We start from the raw sequence: 17,129 nt of genomic DNA, 5'->3' as shown, positions 1-17,129 counted from the left end.
TGCCATGACCAGCTACGACAACTCCGCCGCAGACACCTGGGCCTTCGACACCCGCCAGATCCACGCCGGTCAGCCGGTCGACGAGACGGGTGCCCGGAACCTCCCCATCCACAACACCTCGTCCTACGTCTTCGACTCCGCCGAGCACGCGCGCCAGCGCTTCGCCCTCGAGGACCCGGGACCGATCTACTCCCGGCTCACCAACCCCACGGTCGAGGCCGTCGAGAACCGCCTCACCTCCCTCGAGGGCGGCGTGCACACCGTGCTCTTCGCCTCCGGGCAGGCCGCGGAGACCGCCGCGATCCTCACCCTCGCCCGGGCCGGGTCGCACATCGTCGCCTCCCCCCGCCTCTACGGCGGCACGGAGACGCTGCTCCTCGTCACCCTCCCCCGCCTCGGCATCACGACGACGTTCGTCGAGGACCCGGACGACCCGGCGTCGTGGGAGGCCGCCGTGCGGGACACGACGGTCGCGTTCTACGGCGAGACGTTCGCCAACCCGCAGGCCGACGTGCTCGACATCCCCGCTGTCGCGGAGGTCGCCCACCGTCACTCCGTGCCGCTCATCGTCGACAACACCCTCGCCACCGCCGCCCTCGTGCGGCCCCTCGAGCTCGGCGCGGACATCGTCGTGAACTCCCTCACGAAGTTCTACACCGGCAACGGTTCCGGCCTCGGCGGGTCGCTCACCGACGGCGGCCGGTTCGACTGGACCGTCGAACGGGACGGCTCCCCCGTCTTCCCCGACTTCGTCACCCCCGACCCCGCCTACCACGGCCTGCGCTACGCCGACCTCGGCGCGCCCGCGTTCGGCCTCAAGGCCCGGGCGGGCATCCTCCGCGACACGGGCGCCGCCCCGTCGCCGTTCAACGCCTGGGTCACCGCGCAGGGCCTGGACACCCTGTCACTGCGCGTCCGGCGGCACAACGACAACGCCCTGGCCGTGGCCCGGTTCCTCGAGGCCGACGACCGCGTCGCGCGGGTCAACCACGCGGGCCTGGAGTCCTCCCCGTGGCACGCGGTGAAGGAGCGCCTCGGTCTGGAGTACACCGGGTCGGTCCTGTCCTTCGACCTCGCCGTCGACGACCCGTGGTCCGACGGGGCCCGGGCGGCGGCGTGGCGGTTCATCGACGCGCTGCGGCTCCACTCCAACCTCGCGAACGTCGGCGACGTGCGCTCCCTCGTCGTCCACCCGGCGACGACGACGCACTCCCAGTCCGACCGGGCGGGGCTGACCAGCGCGGGCATCTCCGAGGCGACGGTGCGCCTGTCCGTCGGGATCGAGGACGTCGCCGACATCATCGCCGACCTCCGGCTGGGTCTCGACGCCGTGCGCGCCGCCACCCCCGGCACGGACGGCGGCGCCGCCTGATGCCGCTGCGCACCGCGCTCCTGCCGCCGTCCGGGGCGTCGACGACCGTGCCGCTCGGCACCTTCCGCACGGAGGCGGGGGTCGACGTCCCCGAGGCCGCGCTGCGCCTCTTCGCCTGGTACGACGGCCCGACCGCCCCGCACGAGCGGCCCGTGCTGCTCGTCGAGCACGCCCTCACCGGCGACGGCGACGCCGCCGACTGGTGGGGCGACGTCCTCGGCCCGGGGCGGGCCATCGACACGACCCGGTACCTCGTGCTCTGCGCGAACGTCCTCGGCGGCTGCCACGGGTCGACCGGCCCGTCCTCCCCGCACCCGGACGGCGGGTACTGGGGGTCGCGGTTCCCGGGGATCAGCATCCGGGACATGGTCGCCGCCGAGCACCGGCTCCTCACCGGGGTGCTCGGGGTGGAGCGGGTGCGCGCGGTCATCGGCGCGTCGATGGGCGGGGCGCGGACGCTGGAGTGGTCCCTCATGCACCCCGAGGTCGTGGAGACGGCCCTGCCCGTCGCCGTGAGCGCCCGCGCGTCCGCGTGGCAGATCGGCATCCAGTCCTCCCAGATCCGCTTCATCGAGGCGGACCCGTGCTGGCAGGGCGGGGACTACCACGGCACGGGGCGCAGCCCCCGGCACGGGCTGGGGCAGGCCCGACGGATCGCCCACCTCACCTACCGGGGGGAGCTGGAGCTCGACGAACGGTTCAGCACGGACCCGCAGCCCGGGGAGGACCCGTACGGCCCGTACCGCTCGCGGGACCAGCGGTTCGCCGTGGAGAGCTACCTCGACCGCCAGGCGGAGAAGCTGGAGGAGCGCTTCGACGCCGGGTCGTACGTCACGCTCACCGACGCGCTGAACAGGCACGACGTCGGCCGGGGCCGGGGCGGGATGAACGCGGCGCTCGGGGCGTCGCAGGTGCCGACGACGGTGGTCGGCGTCGACACCGACATCCTCTACCCGTACCACCAGCAGGAGCACCTCTCCCGGAACCTGGGGGACTTCATCGGGCTGTCGCGCATCACGTCGCCGACGGGGCACGACGGGTTCCTCACCGAGGGCCGGCAGATGGACATGGTCCTGCGGCGGCACCTCGGCAAGGCGGAGATCATCGCCGCGCGGTGACGCGGGGGCGGGCCGGGCATCGGAGGAGGGCCCCGGACGCCCGGTCCGGCTACGGGTGCCGGCCGTGCGGGGCGGGGCCCGGTCAGGCGGGGGTCAGGCGGGGGCGCCGGGGTCCGCGTGGAGCCACGCCCACGCCCGGGGGACGGAGGCGGCGATGAGGGAGGCGCTCGTCGGCCCCTCCCCCTCCGGGTGGGTGGCCGAGAGCGCCGCGGCGACCGCGTGGACCCGGACGCCGTCGACGACCCGGTCGCGGACCGCGGCGGTCAGCCGGTCGGCGGCGGTGTCGTCCGAGGCAGCGGCGTTGTCGCCGGCGGTGTCGTCCGAAACGTCGGAGGTGTCGGCGGCCCCGGCCGCCCCGGCGACGAGCGCCCCGAGGATCCCGGAGAGCACGTCCCCGGAGCCCGGGGTCGCGGACCACGACGTGCCGCTGTCGACGACCGTCGTGTCCGTGCCGTCGGTGACGACGGTGAACCGCCCCTTGAGCAGCACGATGACCCCCAGCCGGCGGGCGAGCGCGCGGGCCGCGCCGAGCCGGTCCCCGTCGACGGGCAGGTCGGGCGCGAGGCGGGCGAACTCGCCGGCGTGCGGGGTGAGGACCGTCGGCGCGTCCCGGTCGGTGAGTGCGCGGCGCAGGTCCGCGTCGCCGGCGAGGAGCGTGAGGGCGTCGGCGTCGACGACCAGCGGTTCCGGCCGGTCGAGCAGGGCGGCCAGCTCCTCCCGCTCCGCCTGGCCGGTGCCCCGGCCCGGGCCGACGACCCACGCCTGGACCCGCCCGCAGTCGTCGAGCCCGGACACGGCGACGACCTCGGGCAGCGCGCGGACGATCTCGTCCCGGCCGGAGCCGACGTAACGCACCATCGACGGCGTCGCGCGCACCGCGCCCGTCGTCGCGAGGACACCAGCGCCCGGGTACGCGGCCGACCCGGCGAGCACGCCGACGACCCCGCCGCTGTACTTGTCCGACGTCGCCCCCGGGCGGATGTCGACGACCGGGGCGCGACGCTCCGGCGGGACGACCGCCGGGTCGACGACGAAGGCGGAGGGGCCGCCGGCCGGGCCGGAGCCGGGGCCGCCGGCCGGGCCGGGCCACGTGGGACGCGGCTCCCACCCGGACAGGGCGGTGGCGACCGGGCGGTGCTCGTCCGCGACAGCCGCGAGCCCCGGGGCGAGGCCGATGTCCGCGACGAGCACCCGGCCGCACGCGTCGGAGGTCACGTGGGCGACGCGGCGCACCCCGAAGGTGACGGTCACCGCGGCGGTGACGTGCGCCCCCGGGGCGTGGCCGGTGTCCGCGTCCACGCCCGAGGGCACGTCGACGGCGAGGACCGGGCCGAGGGCGGCGAGCGCGGCGGCGTCGTCGTCGAGCGGGCGGGCGTGGCCGATGCCCGCGATCCCGTCGATGACCAGCGCGAACCGGGGTGGGCGGGCGGTGTCGTCCGCGGTGGGGAGGATGTCCGCGGCCGCGGCGACGCGCACCCCGGCGGCGCGGGCCGCCGCCGTCGCGCGGGGGTGCGTCGCCCCGTCGCGGCCGACGGCGACGGCGGTCACCGGGTGGCCGGCGTCGGCGAGGGTCGCGGCGGCGTAGAGGGCGTCGCCGCCGTTGCCGCCCGGGCCGGCGAGGACGAGGACGCCGGACGGGACGGTGGGGTCGGCGTCGGCCCCGCCGGACGCCGGCGTGGGGAGCACCGCGAGGGCGACCTCCGCGACGGCCCGCGCGGCCCGGCGCATGAGCCCGTCCTCCGGCGGACCGCCCGCGCCCCGGAGCAGCGGCTCCTCGGCCGCCCGGACGGCGGCGACGGAGTACACGGGGCCGTTCACCGCGGAGGGGGCCGTCGTCCCCCGACGACGTCCCTCCCCCGCACCCGGCATGTCAACTGTCACGGTGAGCTCCTCTCCGGTTCCCGGTCACGGTCGGCGCACGGTCGGCGCCACGGTCACGACGGCACGGTCAGCTGCCCAGCGCGTCGACGGACAGGGCGAGCCACAGGATGATCCCGCCGGCGGCGAGGCAGAACGCGGAGTCGAACCGTCGGGACCGCACCGCCCACACCCCCAGGACCTGCGGGTCGACGAGCCACCGCAGCACCGCGAGGCCGACCATCCCCGTGCCGACCGCGACCGTACCCCGCCGCCACCGGTCGAGCAGGATGAACACCAGCGCCGCGAGGAACACCACGACCACCCCCGCGACCAGCAGCCACTGCACGGCCCGGGGCAGCGGGGACGGCGGCACGCCCCGGTCGTGAGGGTTCGCCGTGAGGTCCGTGCGCGTCGGCGCGGCGACGCCCGGCGCGGTCGCGGGTCGGGCGGTCATTCGCCGGCGATCCTCTCGGCGCGCTCGACGACGTTGTGCATGAGGAACGCCCTGGTCAGCGGGCCGACACCGCCCGGGTTCGGCGACACCGCCCCCGCGACGTCCCACACGTCGGGGTGGACGTCCCCGGCGAGCGCACCGTCGACCCGGGAGACCCCCACGTCGAGGATCGCGGCCCCCGGCTTCACCATGTCCGCGGTGAGCATGTGCGCCTTGCCCGCCGCCGCGACGATGACGTCCGCGGCGCGGGTCTCCGCCGCGAGGTCGCGCGTCCCGGTGTGGCACAGCGTGACGGTCGCGTTCTCGGAACGGCGGGTGAGCATGAGGCCGATCGGCCGGCCGACCGTCACACCGCGGCCGATGACGACGACCTTCGCGCCGTCGAGCTCCACGCCGTAGCGGCGGAGCAGGGAGATCGCGCCGTTCGGGGTGCACGGCAGGGGGGCGGGCTCGTTGAGCACGAGCTTGCCGAGGTTCACCGGGTGGAGGCCGTCCGCGTCCTTCGCCGGGTCGATGCGCTCGAGGACGGCGTTCTCGTCGAGGTGGCGGGGCAGCGGCAGCTGGACGATGTAGCCGGTGCAGGCGTCGTCCGCGTTGAGTTCGTCGATGACGGCGTTGAGCTCCTCCTGCGACACGTCCGCCGGGAGGTCGCGGCGGATGCTCGTGACGCCGACCTGCTCGCAGTCGCGGTGCTTCATGCGCACGTAGGAGTGGCTGGCGGGGTCGTCGCCGACGAGCACCGTCGCGAGGCCCGGGGTGACGCCCTTCTCCCGGAGGCGGTCGACCCGGCGGGTGAGGTCGGCGACGATCTCGTCACGGTAGGCCTTGCCGTCGAGGACGGTCGCGCGGGGGCGGGTGGCCCCGTCGCGGGCGTCCGGGGTGGTCCCCCCGGCGGGCCGGTCCCCCGGGGTCGGGGTGGGCTGGTCCGGGTGGGCGGAATCTGCTGGGTTCGCGGCGTTGTCAGTCACGGCCGCCATTATTCCACTTCCGGGGTGGGGGTTCAGGGGAGGCGGGGGGTGTGCGCGCCGCCGGTGGTCCGGCCTCCGGGGGGTCGACGCCGCCCTCCCCGGCCCCGCGCCCCCGCACCGGCGGCCGCCACCCGTGCCCGCGGCGGCGGTCACGCGGCGGCGGTCCGGCGCTCCCCTCACCCGTGCCCGCGGCGGTCACACGGCACCGCTCACACGGCGCCGGGGAACCCCAGCCTGTGCCAGACCTCGTACGCGGCGACCGCCGCGCTGTTCGACAGGTTCATCGACCGCCGCCCGGGGAGCATCGGGATGCGGACGTGCGCCGTGACCCGCGGATCCTCCAGGACCTCCGCCGGCAGACCGCTCGGCTCGGTGCCGAAGAGCAGGGCGTCCCCGTGCCGCCAGTCGACCGCGGTGTGCCACGTCCCCGCCGACGCGGTGAAGGCGAACACGCGGCCGGGGACGACGTCGAGGGCGGCGTCGATCCCCTCGTGCACCCGCACGTCGGCGAGGTCGTGGTAGTCCAGCCCGGCGCGGCGCAGGTGCTTCTCCTCCAGGCTGAACCCCAGCGGGCCGGCGAGGTGCAGGGTCGCGCCCGTGCCGGCGCACATGCGGATCGCGTTGCCGGTGTTCGGCGGGATCACCGGGCGGTCGAAGATGACGTGGCAGTACGGGCCGGACGGGGTGGGATCGGTCACGGGCCCCACACTATCGCCCGCCCGCCCCGGGTCCCGACGCTGCACCGACGCCCCCGACCACCCCTCACCGCGCCCGGCCCCACGCCGCCGACGCGGCGGCGACACGGCGTACCACGGTAGCGTCGCCACCATGACCGACTCCGCTCCCCGCCACCCCGACGCCAGCGCCGACACCTCAGCCGACTCCGCCGCCGACACCGCACCCGCCGCGCACTCCGCCGCCGCCGCCACCGCACCCGCCGCGCACTCCGCGGCCGCCGACACCACCGACCCCGCCGCCGTGGACATCGTCGTCTTCGGCGCGACGGGCTTCGTCGGCTCCCTCGTCGCCGCCTACCTCGCCCGCCGGGAGCAGGCCGGCGACGGCGGGCCCACGACCGTCGCCCTCGCCGGGCGCAACCGTGACCGCCTCGCCCGCACCCGCTCCGACCTGCCCGGATCCCCGGACTGGCCGCTCATCACGGCGGACTCCACCGACGTCGACTCGCTGCGCGCGATGGCCCGCCGGGCGCGGGTCGTCATCACGACCGTCGGCCCGTACACCCGCTACGGCGAGGACCTCGTGCGGGTGTGCGCGGAGGAGGGCACGGACTACGTCGACCTCACCGGCGAGGTGCTGTTCGCCCACCGCTCCGCGGAGCGCAACGACGCGACCGCCCGGGACACGGGCGCGCGGATCGTCCACAGCTGCGGGTTCGACTCGGTGCCGTCGGACATCGGCATGTTCGTCCTCCACCGGGCCGTCGAGGAGGCCGGCGCCGGGCCGCTCGTCGCCGTCGACATGGTCGTGCGGTCCATGAAGGGCGGGTTCTCCGGCGGCACGGTGGACAGCCTCCGCGCCCAGTCGGAGGAGGAGCGCGCGTCCCGTGACGCCGCGCGGCTGGTCACGGACCCGTACGCGCTGTCGCCGGACCGGGCGGCCGAGCCGGATCTCGGCCCGGAGCCGGACCTCACCGTCGCCTCACTGGAGCCGACGGGCGGCACCGGGTGGGGCGGGCCGTTCTTCATGGCCCCGTACAACACGCGCGTCGTGCGCCGGTCGAATGCTCTGACGGGCCACGCCTACGGTCCGCGGCTGCGGTACCGGGAGGTCATCGCCACCGGGTCGTCGCCGGTCGGCCGGCTGAAGGCCCTGGTCCTGTCCGTGGGGACGAAGCTGGGGTTCGCGGCCCTGACCACCCCGGCGTTACGTCGTCCCCTCTCGGTGGTCGTCCCCGACCCCGGTGAGGGTCCCGACGAGGCCAGCCGGGAGAGCGGGCACTTCCACACCCGCCACCAGGGGGTGACCCACGACGGGAGTTTCTTCCACGCGGACGTCGCCGCGCAGGGTGACCCGGGGTACGTCGCGACGGCGATCATGCTCTCCGAGGCGGCGTTGACGCTCGTCCACGCCGGCGAACGGCTGCCGGGTGACGGGGGCGGGGTGCTCACGCCGGCGACGGGGCTCGGCGCGCCGTACGTCGAGCGGCTCCGGGCCGCGGGCGTGACCGTCACCGCCGGTCCGGGCCGCGCACCTCAGGACCGGTAGGCACCGGCCGCGCCCGTCAGCCCCGGTGGGGCGCGCCCCTCAGGACCAGTAGGCCGCGAGGGCGTCGCGGAACCAGCAGAGGTCGTCGACCCCCGCCATCTCCCGGGCGGAGTGCATGGACAGCAGCGGCACGCCGACGTCGACGGTCGGGACGCCGAGGCGCGTCGCCGTCAGCGGGCCGATCGTCGACCCGCAGGGGACGTCGTTGTTCCCGGCGAACACCTGGCACGGCACCCCGGCCTCCCGGCACGCCTGCCGCCACAGCGCGGTCGTCCGCCCGTCGGTGGCGTAGCGGCGCGACGCGTTGACCTTGAGCACCGGCCCGGCGTTCATGACCGGGGCGTTGACGGGGTCGTGCTTCTCCGGGTGGTTCGGGTGCACGGAGTGCGCGGCGTCCGCGGAGACGCACGTCGACCTCGCGAGCATCGCGTGGACCCCGTCCGTGTCCGCGCCGAGGGCGGTCGCCGTGCGGTGCAGGACCGTCTCCAGCAGCGGACCGCACGCCCCCTCGGCGGTGGAGCTGCCGACCTCCTCGTGGTCGAAGGCGGCGAGGACCGCGATGTCCGTGGCGTCGTCCCCCACCGCGGCGAGCGCGTCGAGCGAGGCGAAGACGCTGGTGAGGTTGTCCATCCGGCCCGCGGCGATGAAGTCGCTGCGCGCGCCGAAGACCCGGCCGCGCTGCGTGTCCACCGTGATGAGGTCGTCCCCCACGATGTCCTCCGGGGCCACGCCGGTGGCGGCGTCCGCGATGACGTCGAGGATCTCCACCGTCGGGTCGCCGACGGCGAAAACCGGCTGCATGTGCCGCTGCCGGTCCAGGGTCAGGGAGGTGTTGACGGACCGGTCGAGGTGCACGGCCAGGTGCGGGATGCGCAGGACGGGGCCGGTGTCGACGAGCTGCTCCGTGCCGTCCGCGAGGACGATCCGCCCCGCGAGGGCGAGCTCCCGGTCGAGCCACGAGGCGAGGACGGGGCCTCCGTAGACCTCCACGCCGGCCTGGTTCCACCCGTGGGAGGTCAGGTCCCCCCGCGGCTTGAGCACGAACCCCGGCGAGTCCGTGTGCGAGCCGACGATGCGGAACCCGGAGGTCTCCGGGGAGGCCTCCGCGGGCACCCACCAGGCGACGACGGCCCCGCCCCGGACGACGTAGTGCCCGCCCGGCGAGGCGTCCCACGGCTCCGTCTCCTCCCGGCGGACGTACCCCGCGCCGTCGAGGCGGTGGGCGACCTCCGCCGCGGCGTGGTAGCTGCTCGGCGAGGCCTCGATGAAGTCGATGAAGTCCGTGGCGAAGGCGGTCGAAGGCGTCATGCGACCAGTTAAGCACGCGGTCCGGACAGTGCGGGGCGGTCCGCGCACCGGTGTCCGGTGCAGGGGCCGCGGGGACGTCCGCGCGCCGGCGGGGAGCGGGTCGGCGGCCGCATCCCGACCGCCCGCCCGTCTCCCCACCCCGACAGGGGGATTCACAGGAACAGCGCCCTGACATTGCAGCCCCATTCATCAGGAGTTTCAGGGACAATCCATGCATACTTATAGTAAGTATTGTATTTACTTACCGGGCGCATACCCTGATGTGCGTCAACGACGTCCCCTCTCACGACGGAGGGGAATTGACGTGTCAGAGAGGACGTATTCATGCGGAAGTCGGTACTTTTCGCCGTCGGTGCCGTCGTTGTCGGCGGCACGCTCACCGGAGCAGGAACGAGCGTCGCCTACGACGCCCCACCGGGCCAGGCACACTGCGACAGGCTCAGACCCGGAGGCCATGAAGCCACCGTGACGTGCGCGAACAACACCGACCACCCGGCCACCGCGGAAGTGTGGATCGACTGCCGGCCGCTGTCGGCGGACAGGCACATCTCGGAGGTCCTGTACCCGGGAAGCAGGGTCGACATCACCATCGGATGCGGTTCGGGGTGGGGCGAAGTCAAGGGAGGGGCGGCGTCGGCTCACTGATGACACCTGCTATTGAGATTCACGACCTGAATTTCCGGTACGCCGCGGCGAAACCCCGTTCTCCGGGGGGTCACCTTTTCCCTCGACGACGGATTCTCCGTCATTCTCGGCGCCAACGGCGCGGGGAAGAGCACCCTGATGGGACTCATGGCCGGGGAACACCGGCCGCCACCCGGCACCGTGGTCGTCGGCGGCACCGATGTCCGTGACTCCTCCGCGTGGAAGAGATCCGTGGGCTGGGTGCCGCAGCGCAACGTCTTCGACCCCGGCGAACGCGTCCTCACCTTCGTCACCGACGTCGGCTGGCTCCGCGGACTGTCCCGCGCCGAGGCCCGGTCCGCGGCCGGGGAGGCGCTGGAACTCGTCGGGCTCTCCGACCGGAAGCGCAGCCGACTGCGCACCCTCTCCGGGGGCATGAAGCGGCAGGCGATGGTCGCCGCCGGCATCGTCCACTCCCCCGACGTGCTGCTCCTCGACGAGCCCACCGCCGGGCTCGACCCGAACCACCGGGCGTTCCTCACCGGTGTGCTGCGCAGGATGGCGGACCGGGGTATCTCCGTGCTCATGTCCACGCACGTCGCCGCCGACGTCGAGGACGCCGAACGGGTCCTCGTCCTCGACGGCGGTCGCATCGTCGCGGACTCCCCCGTCGCCGACCTGCTCGCCGTCCACGGGTCCGTCGACGCCGCGTTCCGGGCCGTCACCGCAGGCGGTGGTGCGTCGTGAGGTGGACCCGGTACGTGCTCGTCATCGTCGTCAGCGTTCTCTTCGCCCTCGCCGGCGCCCGCGGCTCCCACGTCCAGGGCCACTGGCCCTCCGCCGGCGACATCATCATGGAGAACTCCGTCCTCACCGGCATCGTCCTCGCCGCCGCAGCCGCCTGGGACGCCGGCCACCGCTCCACCGGATACACCACCGTCACCGCCGTCTCCCGCGCCCGCGCCGCCCGGCTCATCCTCGGCCCACCCGTCCTCTGGGGCCTCGTCGCCCTCGCCGCCGGAACCGCCACCGTCGTCGCCGTCGTCCTCAGCGTCCACACCGGCGGCGCCCCCTGGTGGGAACTGCCCGTCTCCGCAGCAGCCTGGACCCTCCTCTGCGCCGTCACCGGCACCGCCACCGGCGCCGCATTCCGCCGCCCCGTCGTCGCCACCGTCGTCGCCCCGATCATCGTCATCATCCTCGCCGCCGCCTCCAGCCACGCGAAGACCACCGCCCTACTGCCCCGACTGATCGACCTGCCGAACGGCCCCTACCGCCTGATCACCAGAACCCCGCAGACCGGCGTCGCCGTCGTGACCACCCTCACCGCCCTGGCCGTCACCGTCCTCATCGCCACCGCCCTGACCACCCACCCCGCCGACACCACCCCGGCACGACGACTCACCCCGACCGTCACCGCCGCCGCCGTCGTCGCCGTCCTCGCCGCCGGCACCGCCCTCACCCCCCTGGCCGCCCACGGGCGACCCGCCATCAACACCGACCCCCGCAGCACCACCACCGCCACCGCCGTGTGCACCCGCACCGTCGCCGGCGCGCGGTTCTGCAGCTGGCCCGAGGACACCCACCTCATCGACCAGGTCAACCGCCACTGGGACCCGTTCATCACCACCCTCACCACCGCCGGACTCCCCGTCCCCCCGGGAACCTACGGCCACACCGGATCCGGACACGAGCACGTGACACGCCTGTCCGGCCCGACGGACGTCACGTTCTACGGCGAGATCATCCGGCCCGTCATGGAGAGTATCGAGTCGTCACGCCGCTGTGTCTTCACCGACGCCGCCTTCGACGCACAGAACGTCCTCACCCAGTGGGCGGTCACCACCTACCAGCCCGGCCTTTTCCCTGAATCCACCCAGCGCCACGAATCCGAGCGGCAGACCAAGGCCTGGGTCGAACGGGATCTCACCCACCGGTCCCCGGAGGAGCAGGGCCGGGCCCTCGCCCCGTACGTCGACACCTACCTCCACTGCGGGGACACCCTCCCACCGATCCCCACCCCCGACGACCCCGCACCGGGCGCAGGGGAGGTCACGCGATGACCCCGTACGTGAAACTCCGCGGCTGGCCGGAATTCGCCGGCCTGCTCCTGCTGTCCTTCGCCATCCAGTTCACCGACGTCCTGGAGGTCCCCCAGCTGTTCGGACCCGTCCTCCACCGACCGGTGTTCCTCTCGAACTTCCAGCCGGTGCTCATGGCCGCGACCGTCATCACCCTGCTCGGCAGCAGGTGGGACGAACCCTACGAGGCCGCCTCCCGCGCACGCGGCGTCGTCCCCGACCGCGCGGTCGTCGTCGCCCTGCTCGCCGCAGCCTGGGCGCTCGTCACCGCCTTCGGGCTCGCCATCGGCGTCGTCCCCGCGCACATGGTGCTCGCCCTGGTCACCGGGGCACTCGCCTGCGGCGTGGTCCTCGCCCTCCGGTGCAGGGTCCCGACGCGCCCCGTCGCGGTGGTCGTCCTCCCCGTGACGTTCATCCTCTGCCTGTTCCCCTGGTACCTCGGCGAGCACACGATCCTCGGCGACGCCGTCGGGGTCGGCCTCTCCCCGACCGTCACCACGGTCTGCACCCTCGTCTGCGTCGCGGGTGCCGGCGCCTGGATCGCCGACGGCCGCTGACGCGGGTCCGGCACCCGGGGACGGCGCCCCGCCCCACCCCCGGCGCACCGCCACCGGGTGCCCCGGTCACCGGCACATCAGGCGCACGTCACCGGCACGTCAGGCGCAGGTCCGGCTCCGGCATCGTCCTCCGGTGCCGCAGCTCCTGGAGCGCCCACAGGTCCCAGAACGCGGCGAACCCGGGGTCGCGGTCGAGCGCCCGGCGGCGGCGCAGCCCCTCCGGCCCGGTCACGTCGACGGTCAGCACCCGGTCACCGGACCGGCGCCGCGCAGCGGTGAGCGTCGCCCCCGTCACCGCCCCACACCCCTCGACGACGAGGTCCGCCCCCGGGTCCAGCGCGACCCACTCCCCGGGCCGCCCCGCCGACCAGTCCCACCGGCGGTAGCCCGGCGCGACGGGGTCGAGCACGTGCGCCGCGACGATGTCACCCGCCGCGGCCAGGCCCGCCCACCCGGGGTAGAGGTCGTCGAGGTGGACGACGACCGCCCCCCGGATCCGCCCGGACAGCGTCGTCTTCCCGGCCCCCGACCGGCCGTCGACGAGCACCGTCACCGGCGGCACCGGCCCGCCGAACCCGGCACCGACCCCGACCCCGGTCACCCGGTGACCCCGAGGAACCGGAAGTCCCCCGTCGCCACGGACACCGCGAGCGCCACCAGCGCCACGGCGAGGGACCCGACGGCGAGGACCGCGTCCCACCCCGTCCACCGGGCGGGACGCGCCCACGTCCGCGGCCCGCCGTGGAACCCCCGGGCCTCCATCGCGGTCGCGAGTTTCGTCCCCCGGCGCAGCGCGAGCACGAGCAGGGAGAACGCCTGCCCGACGGGCACGATCCGGGCGAGCCGCCCGTCGCCGACACCCCGCGCCCGGCGTGCCCGGCTCAGCGCGTCCCAGTCCCGCCGGAACAGGCCCATGAGCCGCGCCCCGGCGATCGCCCCCAGCACGGGCCGGGCGGGCAACCGCCACAGCTGGGCCAGGCCGTCGCCGAGGCGGGTGGCGTCGATCCCCCCGAGCAGGACGATCGACGGCACCCCCACGGCGAGGACCCGCACCGTCACCGCGCACGCGAGGGACACCGAGTGGGACGTGACGGTCACGGGGCCGAGGTCGGCGTAGACCTCGCCGCCGGGCCGGCCGTAGAGGAGCATCGACACCCCGGCGAGCGGGGCGAGCAGCAGCAGGGGCCACGCGCCGCGGAGCACGCGCGGGTGCCGGCACAGGGGGGTGAGCAGGAGTTCGAGGACGAGGGCGACGGCCGCGGAGGTGACGTCGACGGACAGGAGCAGCGGGGTGGTGAGGAGGGCGAGCGCGGCGAGGCGCGTCGTGGGGTCGACCCGGGTCAGCACCGGACCACCCCCTCCCGGGCCTCGACGGTGCGCCCGCCCATCGCCGCGGCGAAGTCGGCGTCGTGGGTGACGGACAGGACGGCCGTGCCCCGCCGGACGAGGTCGTGCAGCAGCGTGACGAGGGCCCGGAACGTCGTGCGGTCCTGGCCGAACGTCGGCTCGTCGAGGATGACGAGCTGCGGGTCGCCGACCAGGGCCGTCGCCACGGACAGCCGCCGCTTCTCCCCGCCGGAGAGGGTGAACGGGTTCGCCGCGGCGAGGTGCTCCAGCCCGAGCGCGGGCAGCAGGTCGTCGGCCCGGTCGCCGAGTTCGTCGCGCACGGTCCGCGCGATGAACTGGTGCTCGGGGTCCTGGAACACGTAGCCGATGTGCCGCACGAGCTCCCGGCTGCGCAGGCGGTGGGGAGGCCCCCAGGGGGTGACGACGTCGCCCTCCAGCGGCCGGAGCAGCCCCGCGAGGGTCAGCGCGAGGGTGGACTTGCCCTGCCCGTTCGGCCCGACGAGGCTCGTCGCCCCGACCGGCACGTCGAGGTCCACGTGCCCGAGCACGGGGCGGTCCCACCCGACGGTGAGGTCGCGGGCGGACACGACCGGCCCGCGCGTCGGCGGGTCCGGCGGGGCCGGCAGGTCGAGGGGGACGCCGGGCACCCACACACCCAGGTCGGTGAGGCTGTGGTCGGCGAGGACGTCGTCGACGGGCCCGTCCGCGACGACCCGGCCGTCCGCCCCGAGCACGACGGCGCGGTCGACGAGGCCCTGCCACACCTCCACGCGGTGTTCGACGACGATGAACGTCGCCCCCGTCATGTCGAGGACGCGGGCGACCGCGTCGCGGAGGTCACGCACCCCGGCCGGGTCGATGTTCGCCGTCGGTTCGTCGAGGAGCAGCAGGCCGGGGCGCATCGCGAGGACCCCGGCGAGGGCGAGCCGCTGCTTCTGCCCGCCGGAGAGCGTGTCCGTGGGGTCGTCCCACGCGCCGAGGCCGACGGCGCGGAGGGCCTCGGGGACCCGGCGGTGGATCTCGTCCCGGGGGACGCGGAGGTTCTCACACCCGAACGCGACGTCGTCCCCCACCCGCGCGGCGAGGACCTGCGAGTCCGGGTCCTGGAGGACGAGCCCGGCCCGCGCGGGGACGTCGAGCTCGCCGGTCGCCTCGCCGTCGCCGAGGACCCCGGCGAGGGCGGCGAGGAGCGTGGACTTCCCGGCGCCCGAGGGCCCGAGGAGGAGGATGCGCTCACCGGGGGCGACGGTGAGGTCGACGCCGCGCAACGTGGGCTCCTGCCGGCCGGCCGGTCGCCACCCGACGTCCCGGAGCGTGACGGCGGCCCCGCCGCCCGTCGTCCCACCCGTCATACGCGGCGGGCCCGGCCGGCGGGGAAGGCGTCCAGCGCCCCGGTCCGGGCGAGCGCCCCGACGAGGACGTGGCCGAGCACCCCGGCGAGCACCGCCCCGGACACGACCATGCAGCCGAGGTAGGTGAGGTTGTAGCCCAGGGTCCGCGCGAGGTTCCCGGAGGTCACGAGTTCGAGGGCGAACTCCACGACCGCGGCCAGCACCCCGGCGAGGACCGCCGTGGGCATGCTCCCCCGGCGGTAGAGCGTGAGGGCGAAGGCGAGCTCCGCGCCGAGGCCCTGGGCGATGCCGGAGTACACCGTCGAGATGCCCCACTGGTTGCCGGGCACCATGGAGACCACGGCGGCGATGACCTCGACCGCGAGGGCCGCCCCGGGGCGGCGGACGACGAGCCCGCCGACGACCCCGCCGAGCAGCCAGATGCCCGTGATGATCCCCCCGAAACCCGGGGTCACGGCCTCGAAGACCCCGAATGCCGCTCCCCCGGTGTAGTTCCACACGGAGAACAGCACACCGAACGCCACCCCCAGGACGGCGGTGATGACCACGTCGACGACGCGCACGATACTTCACTCCCTCTCGCCGGCATGACCCGGATCAGGTTCAGACGGTCGGCCGACGGTGGCGTGTCCACAGTCGTCCCTCTCAGCCCGGAGGCTCCCGCGCCCGGGAATCCTACCACCCGTCACGGTCCCGTCGGGAGGGGCCGGGCGGTGCCGCGCTGGTCAGGGGCGGGCGGGGCGGCCGGTCAGCGGCGCGGTCGGGGGCGGCGTGGTCGGGGGCGGTTCCGCGCTGGTCAGGGGCGGTCAGGGCGCGCCTGCGCCCGGAGGAACCCCCACACCGCCTGCGTGGCGTCGATGTCCGCCGTCCGGGGCCACACGTGCCCGGTCGCCGCGACGCGCAGGTGGTCGACCGGACTGTCGCCGGCCCACGTCAGCCGCAGCACACCGTCGTTGACCTTCGTCGTCACCGGCGTCGTCGCACCCCCGTTCCGGCGCGCGAGGGCCGTGAGCACCGCGACGGGCCCCGCGTACTCCTCCCCGTGCCGGACCCCGCCGTCGTACCTGATCCACGTGTCCTTCGCCCCGTGGATCTCCAGCACCGGCACGGCCTGCGGGGCGCACGGCGGCCGGGTCCGCGGGTAGTACGCCCCGGAGACGGACGCGACGCCGGCGAAGAGGTCCGGGCGCTGACAGGCGAGCTTCAGGGCGAAGCCGCCGCCGTTGGACATGCCGGCGGCGTAGATCCGCGCGGGGTCGACGGTGAAGGTGGACCGCAGGCCGCCGAGGAGGTCGAGCACGTAGCGGAGGTCCTGCCCGTCGTTCGTCCGGGCGTAGGGCGCGCCCTCCCAGGCGTTCTCGATGCCCTGGCCGTAGACGACGATCGCGGGGAGCGCGTCGAAGCCGGTGTAGCGCTCCATGGAGTCCGCGGTCTCCTTCCAGCCGTGGAAGGACACGAGCACGGGCAGCGGGCGGGCCGGGTCGTAGTCCGCGGGGACGGTGATGCGCGCGGTGCGGGTCACGCCGGAGGAGGTGAAGGTCACCGTGCGGGTCGTGCCGGGGGTCGGGGCGTCGGCGAACGGGGGCCGGTCGGGGACGGGTTCGAGGTCGCCGGCCCCCTCCCCCGCGCCGGTGGTGTCCCGGTCGGGGGTCGACGCCGCCCCACCGACGAACACCCCTGACTCCGTCACGCTGTGGCTCGCGATGTACTCGGCGTCACTCTCACCGATGATCCGTTGGGCGCTGACGCCGGCGCACGCCGCGACGAGCACGGCCACGCACGACACGGCCGCAGCCCGGAATGGTGAGATCACACGACATTTCTAGGGGTCGGTGGGGCGGGCGTCAACCGGCGGGCGGTCT

General features: G+C 75.1%; 17 protein-coding genes. 7 read left to right on the top strand and 10 right to left on the bottom strand.

All coding sequences use genetic code 11. From position 1 onward, the window contains the following. The first annotated feature begins 4 nt into the window (after positions 1-4). Together CBOVI_RS02430 and metX are read left to right on the top strand one after the other, a co-directional pair. Positions 5-1,372, top strand: coding sequence for an O-acetylhomoserine/O-acetylserine sulfhydrylase (locus CBOVI_RS02430; RefSeq protein ID WP_010270852.1), 1,368 nt, complete (start codon positions 5-7; stop codon positions 1,370-1,372). 5 nt (positions 1,373-1,377) lie between these two features. Then, positions 1,378-2,490 carry a homoserine O-acetyltransferase MetX gene (gene metX, locus CBOVI_RS02425; RefSeq protein ID WP_029157933.1) on the top strand — a complete coding sequence of 371 codons (1,113 nt, stop codon included), beginning with the start codon at positions 1,378-1,380 and terminating at the stop codon, positions 2,488-2,490. A 93-nt stretch (positions 2,491-2,583) separates the two neighbouring features. Here metX and CBOVI_RS02420 read toward each other — a convergent pair whose 3' ends face one another. The 4 genes from CBOVI_RS02420 to CBOVI_RS02405 form a co-directional block, all read right to left on the bottom strand. Further along, complete coding sequence (locus tag CBOVI_RS02420; protein ID WP_232625807.1) at positions 2,584-4,371, bottom strand: bifunctional ADP-dependent NAD(P)H-hydrate dehydratase/NAD(P)H-hydrate epimerase; 1,788 nt, start codon at positions 4,369-4,371, stop codon at positions 2,584-2,586. Positions 4,372-4,438: 67 nt separating this feature from the next. After that, a complete protein-coding gene (locus tag CBOVI_RS02415) occupies positions 4,439-4,804 on the bottom strand; it encodes a DUF3017 domain-containing protein (RefSeq protein ID WP_010271111.1) in 366 nt (121 codons plus the stop codon). Beyond that, positions 4,801-5,781, bottom strand: a complete 981-nt coding sequence (locus tag CBOVI_RS02410) for a bifunctional methylenetetrahydrofolate dehydrogenase/methenyltetrahydrofolate cyclohydrolase (protein WP_010271108.1) — start codon at positions 5,779-5,781, stop codon at positions 4,801-4,803. Before CBOVI_RS02410 ends, CBOVI_RS02415 begins: the two co-directional genes overlap by 4 nt. Before the next feature lie 200 nt (positions 5,782-5,981). Further along, complete coding sequence (locus CBOVI_RS02405; protein ID WP_010272220.1) at positions 5,982-6,470, bottom strand: tRNA (cytidine(34)-2'-O)-methyltransferase; 489 nt, start codon at positions 6,468-6,470, stop codon at positions 5,982-5,984. Between the two features lie 130 nt (positions 6,471-6,600). Here CBOVI_RS02405 and CBOVI_RS02400 point away from each other — a divergent pair, with 130 nt between their 5' ends. Next, on the top strand, positions 6,601-7,998 hold the full coding sequence (locus CBOVI_RS02400) for a saccharopine dehydrogenase family protein (RefSeq protein ID WP_010272217.1): 1,398 nt from the start codon (positions 6,601-6,603) through the stop codon (positions 7,996-7,998). Between the two features lie 39 nt (positions 7,999-8,037). Here CBOVI_RS02400 and CBOVI_RS02395 read toward each other — a convergent pair whose 3' ends face one another. Continuing rightward, positions 8,038-9,306, bottom strand: a complete 1,269-nt coding sequence (locus CBOVI_RS02395; protein ID WP_010272214.1) for a M18 family aminopeptidase — start codon at positions 9,304-9,306, stop codon at positions 8,038-8,040. Between the two features lie 324 nt (positions 9,307-9,630). On the opposite strand from CBOVI_RS02395, the gene CBOVI_RS02390 reads away from it, so the two are divergent. From CBOVI_RS02390 to CBOVI_RS02375, 4 genes are read left to right on the top strand one after another with little or no spacing between them, the layout of a single operon-like run. Next, the gene (locus CBOVI_RS02390) at positions 9,631-9,951 is read left to right on the top strand and encodes a hypothetical protein (protein WP_125186092.1); all 321 of its coding nucleotides are present in this window, start codon (positions 9,631-9,633) and stop codon (positions 9,949-9,951) included. Between the two features lie 30 nt (positions 9,952-9,981). Beyond that, positions 9,982-10,677 (top strand): ABC transporter ATP-binding protein, encoded by a 696-nt coding sequence (locus tag CBOVI_RS02385; RefSeq protein ID WP_083826088.1) that lies wholly within the window; start codon positions 9,982-9,984, stop codon positions 10,675-10,677. Then, positions 10,674-11,993 carry a hypothetical protein gene (locus tag CBOVI_RS02380; protein WP_125186093.1) on the top strand — a complete coding sequence of 440 codons (1,320 nt, stop codon included), beginning with the start codon at positions 10,674-10,676 and terminating at the stop codon, positions 11,991-11,993. Before CBOVI_RS02385 ends, CBOVI_RS02380 begins: the two co-directional genes overlap by 4 nt. Further along, positions 11,990-12,568, top strand: coding sequence for a hypothetical protein (locus CBOVI_RS02375; RefSeq protein ID WP_010266142.1), 579 nt, complete (start codon positions 11,990-11,992; stop codon positions 12,566-12,568). Before CBOVI_RS02380 ends, CBOVI_RS02375 begins: the two co-directional genes overlap by 4 nt. Before the next feature lie 88 nt (positions 12,569-12,656). On the opposite strand, the gene CBOVI_RS02370 is transcribed toward CBOVI_RS02375, so the two are convergent. From CBOVI_RS02370 to CBOVI_RS02350, 5 genes are all read right to left on the bottom strand, one after another. Continuing rightward, on the bottom strand, positions 12,657-13,169 hold the full coding sequence (locus CBOVI_RS02370; RefSeq protein WP_010266144.1) for a nucleoside/nucleotide kinase family protein: 513 nt from the start codon (positions 13,167-13,169) through the stop codon (positions 12,657-12,659). Beyond that, on the bottom strand, positions 13,166-13,915 hold the full coding sequence (locus tag CBOVI_RS02365) for an energy-coupling factor transporter transmembrane component T family protein (RefSeq protein WP_010266146.1): 750 nt from the start codon (positions 13,913-13,915) through the stop codon (positions 13,166-13,168). The genes CBOVI_RS02370 and CBOVI_RS02365 overlap by 4 nt, the downstream gene beginning before the upstream one ends. Next, a complete protein-coding gene (locus tag CBOVI_RS02360) occupies positions 13,909-15,267 on the bottom strand; it encodes an ABC transporter ATP-binding protein (RefSeq protein WP_010266147.1) in 1,359 nt (452 codons plus the stop codon). Before CBOVI_RS02360 ends, CBOVI_RS02365 begins: the two co-directional genes overlap by 7 nt. Next, a complete protein-coding gene (locus CBOVI_RS02355; RefSeq protein ID WP_010266149.1) occupies positions 15,264-15,830 on the bottom strand; it encodes an ECF transporter S component in 567 nt (188 codons plus the stop codon). Before CBOVI_RS02355 ends, CBOVI_RS02360 begins: the two co-directional genes overlap by 4 nt. A gap of 233 nt (positions 15,831-16,063) precedes the next feature. After that, positions 16,064-17,080, bottom strand: a complete 1,017-nt coding sequence (locus CBOVI_RS02350; RefSeq protein WP_125186095.1) for a CE1 family esterase — start codon at positions 17,078-17,080, stop codon at positions 16,064-16,066. Between the last annotated feature and the right edge of the window lie 49 nt (positions 17,081-17,129).

Source organism: Corynebacterium bovis DSM 20582 = CIP 54.80, assembly GCF_030408615.1.
Lineage (GTDB): Bacteria > Actinomycetota > Actinomycetes > Mycobacteriales > Mycobacteriaceae > Corynebacterium > Corynebacterium bovis.
This window is presented reverse-complemented; position numbering and strand designations above follow the sequence as displayed.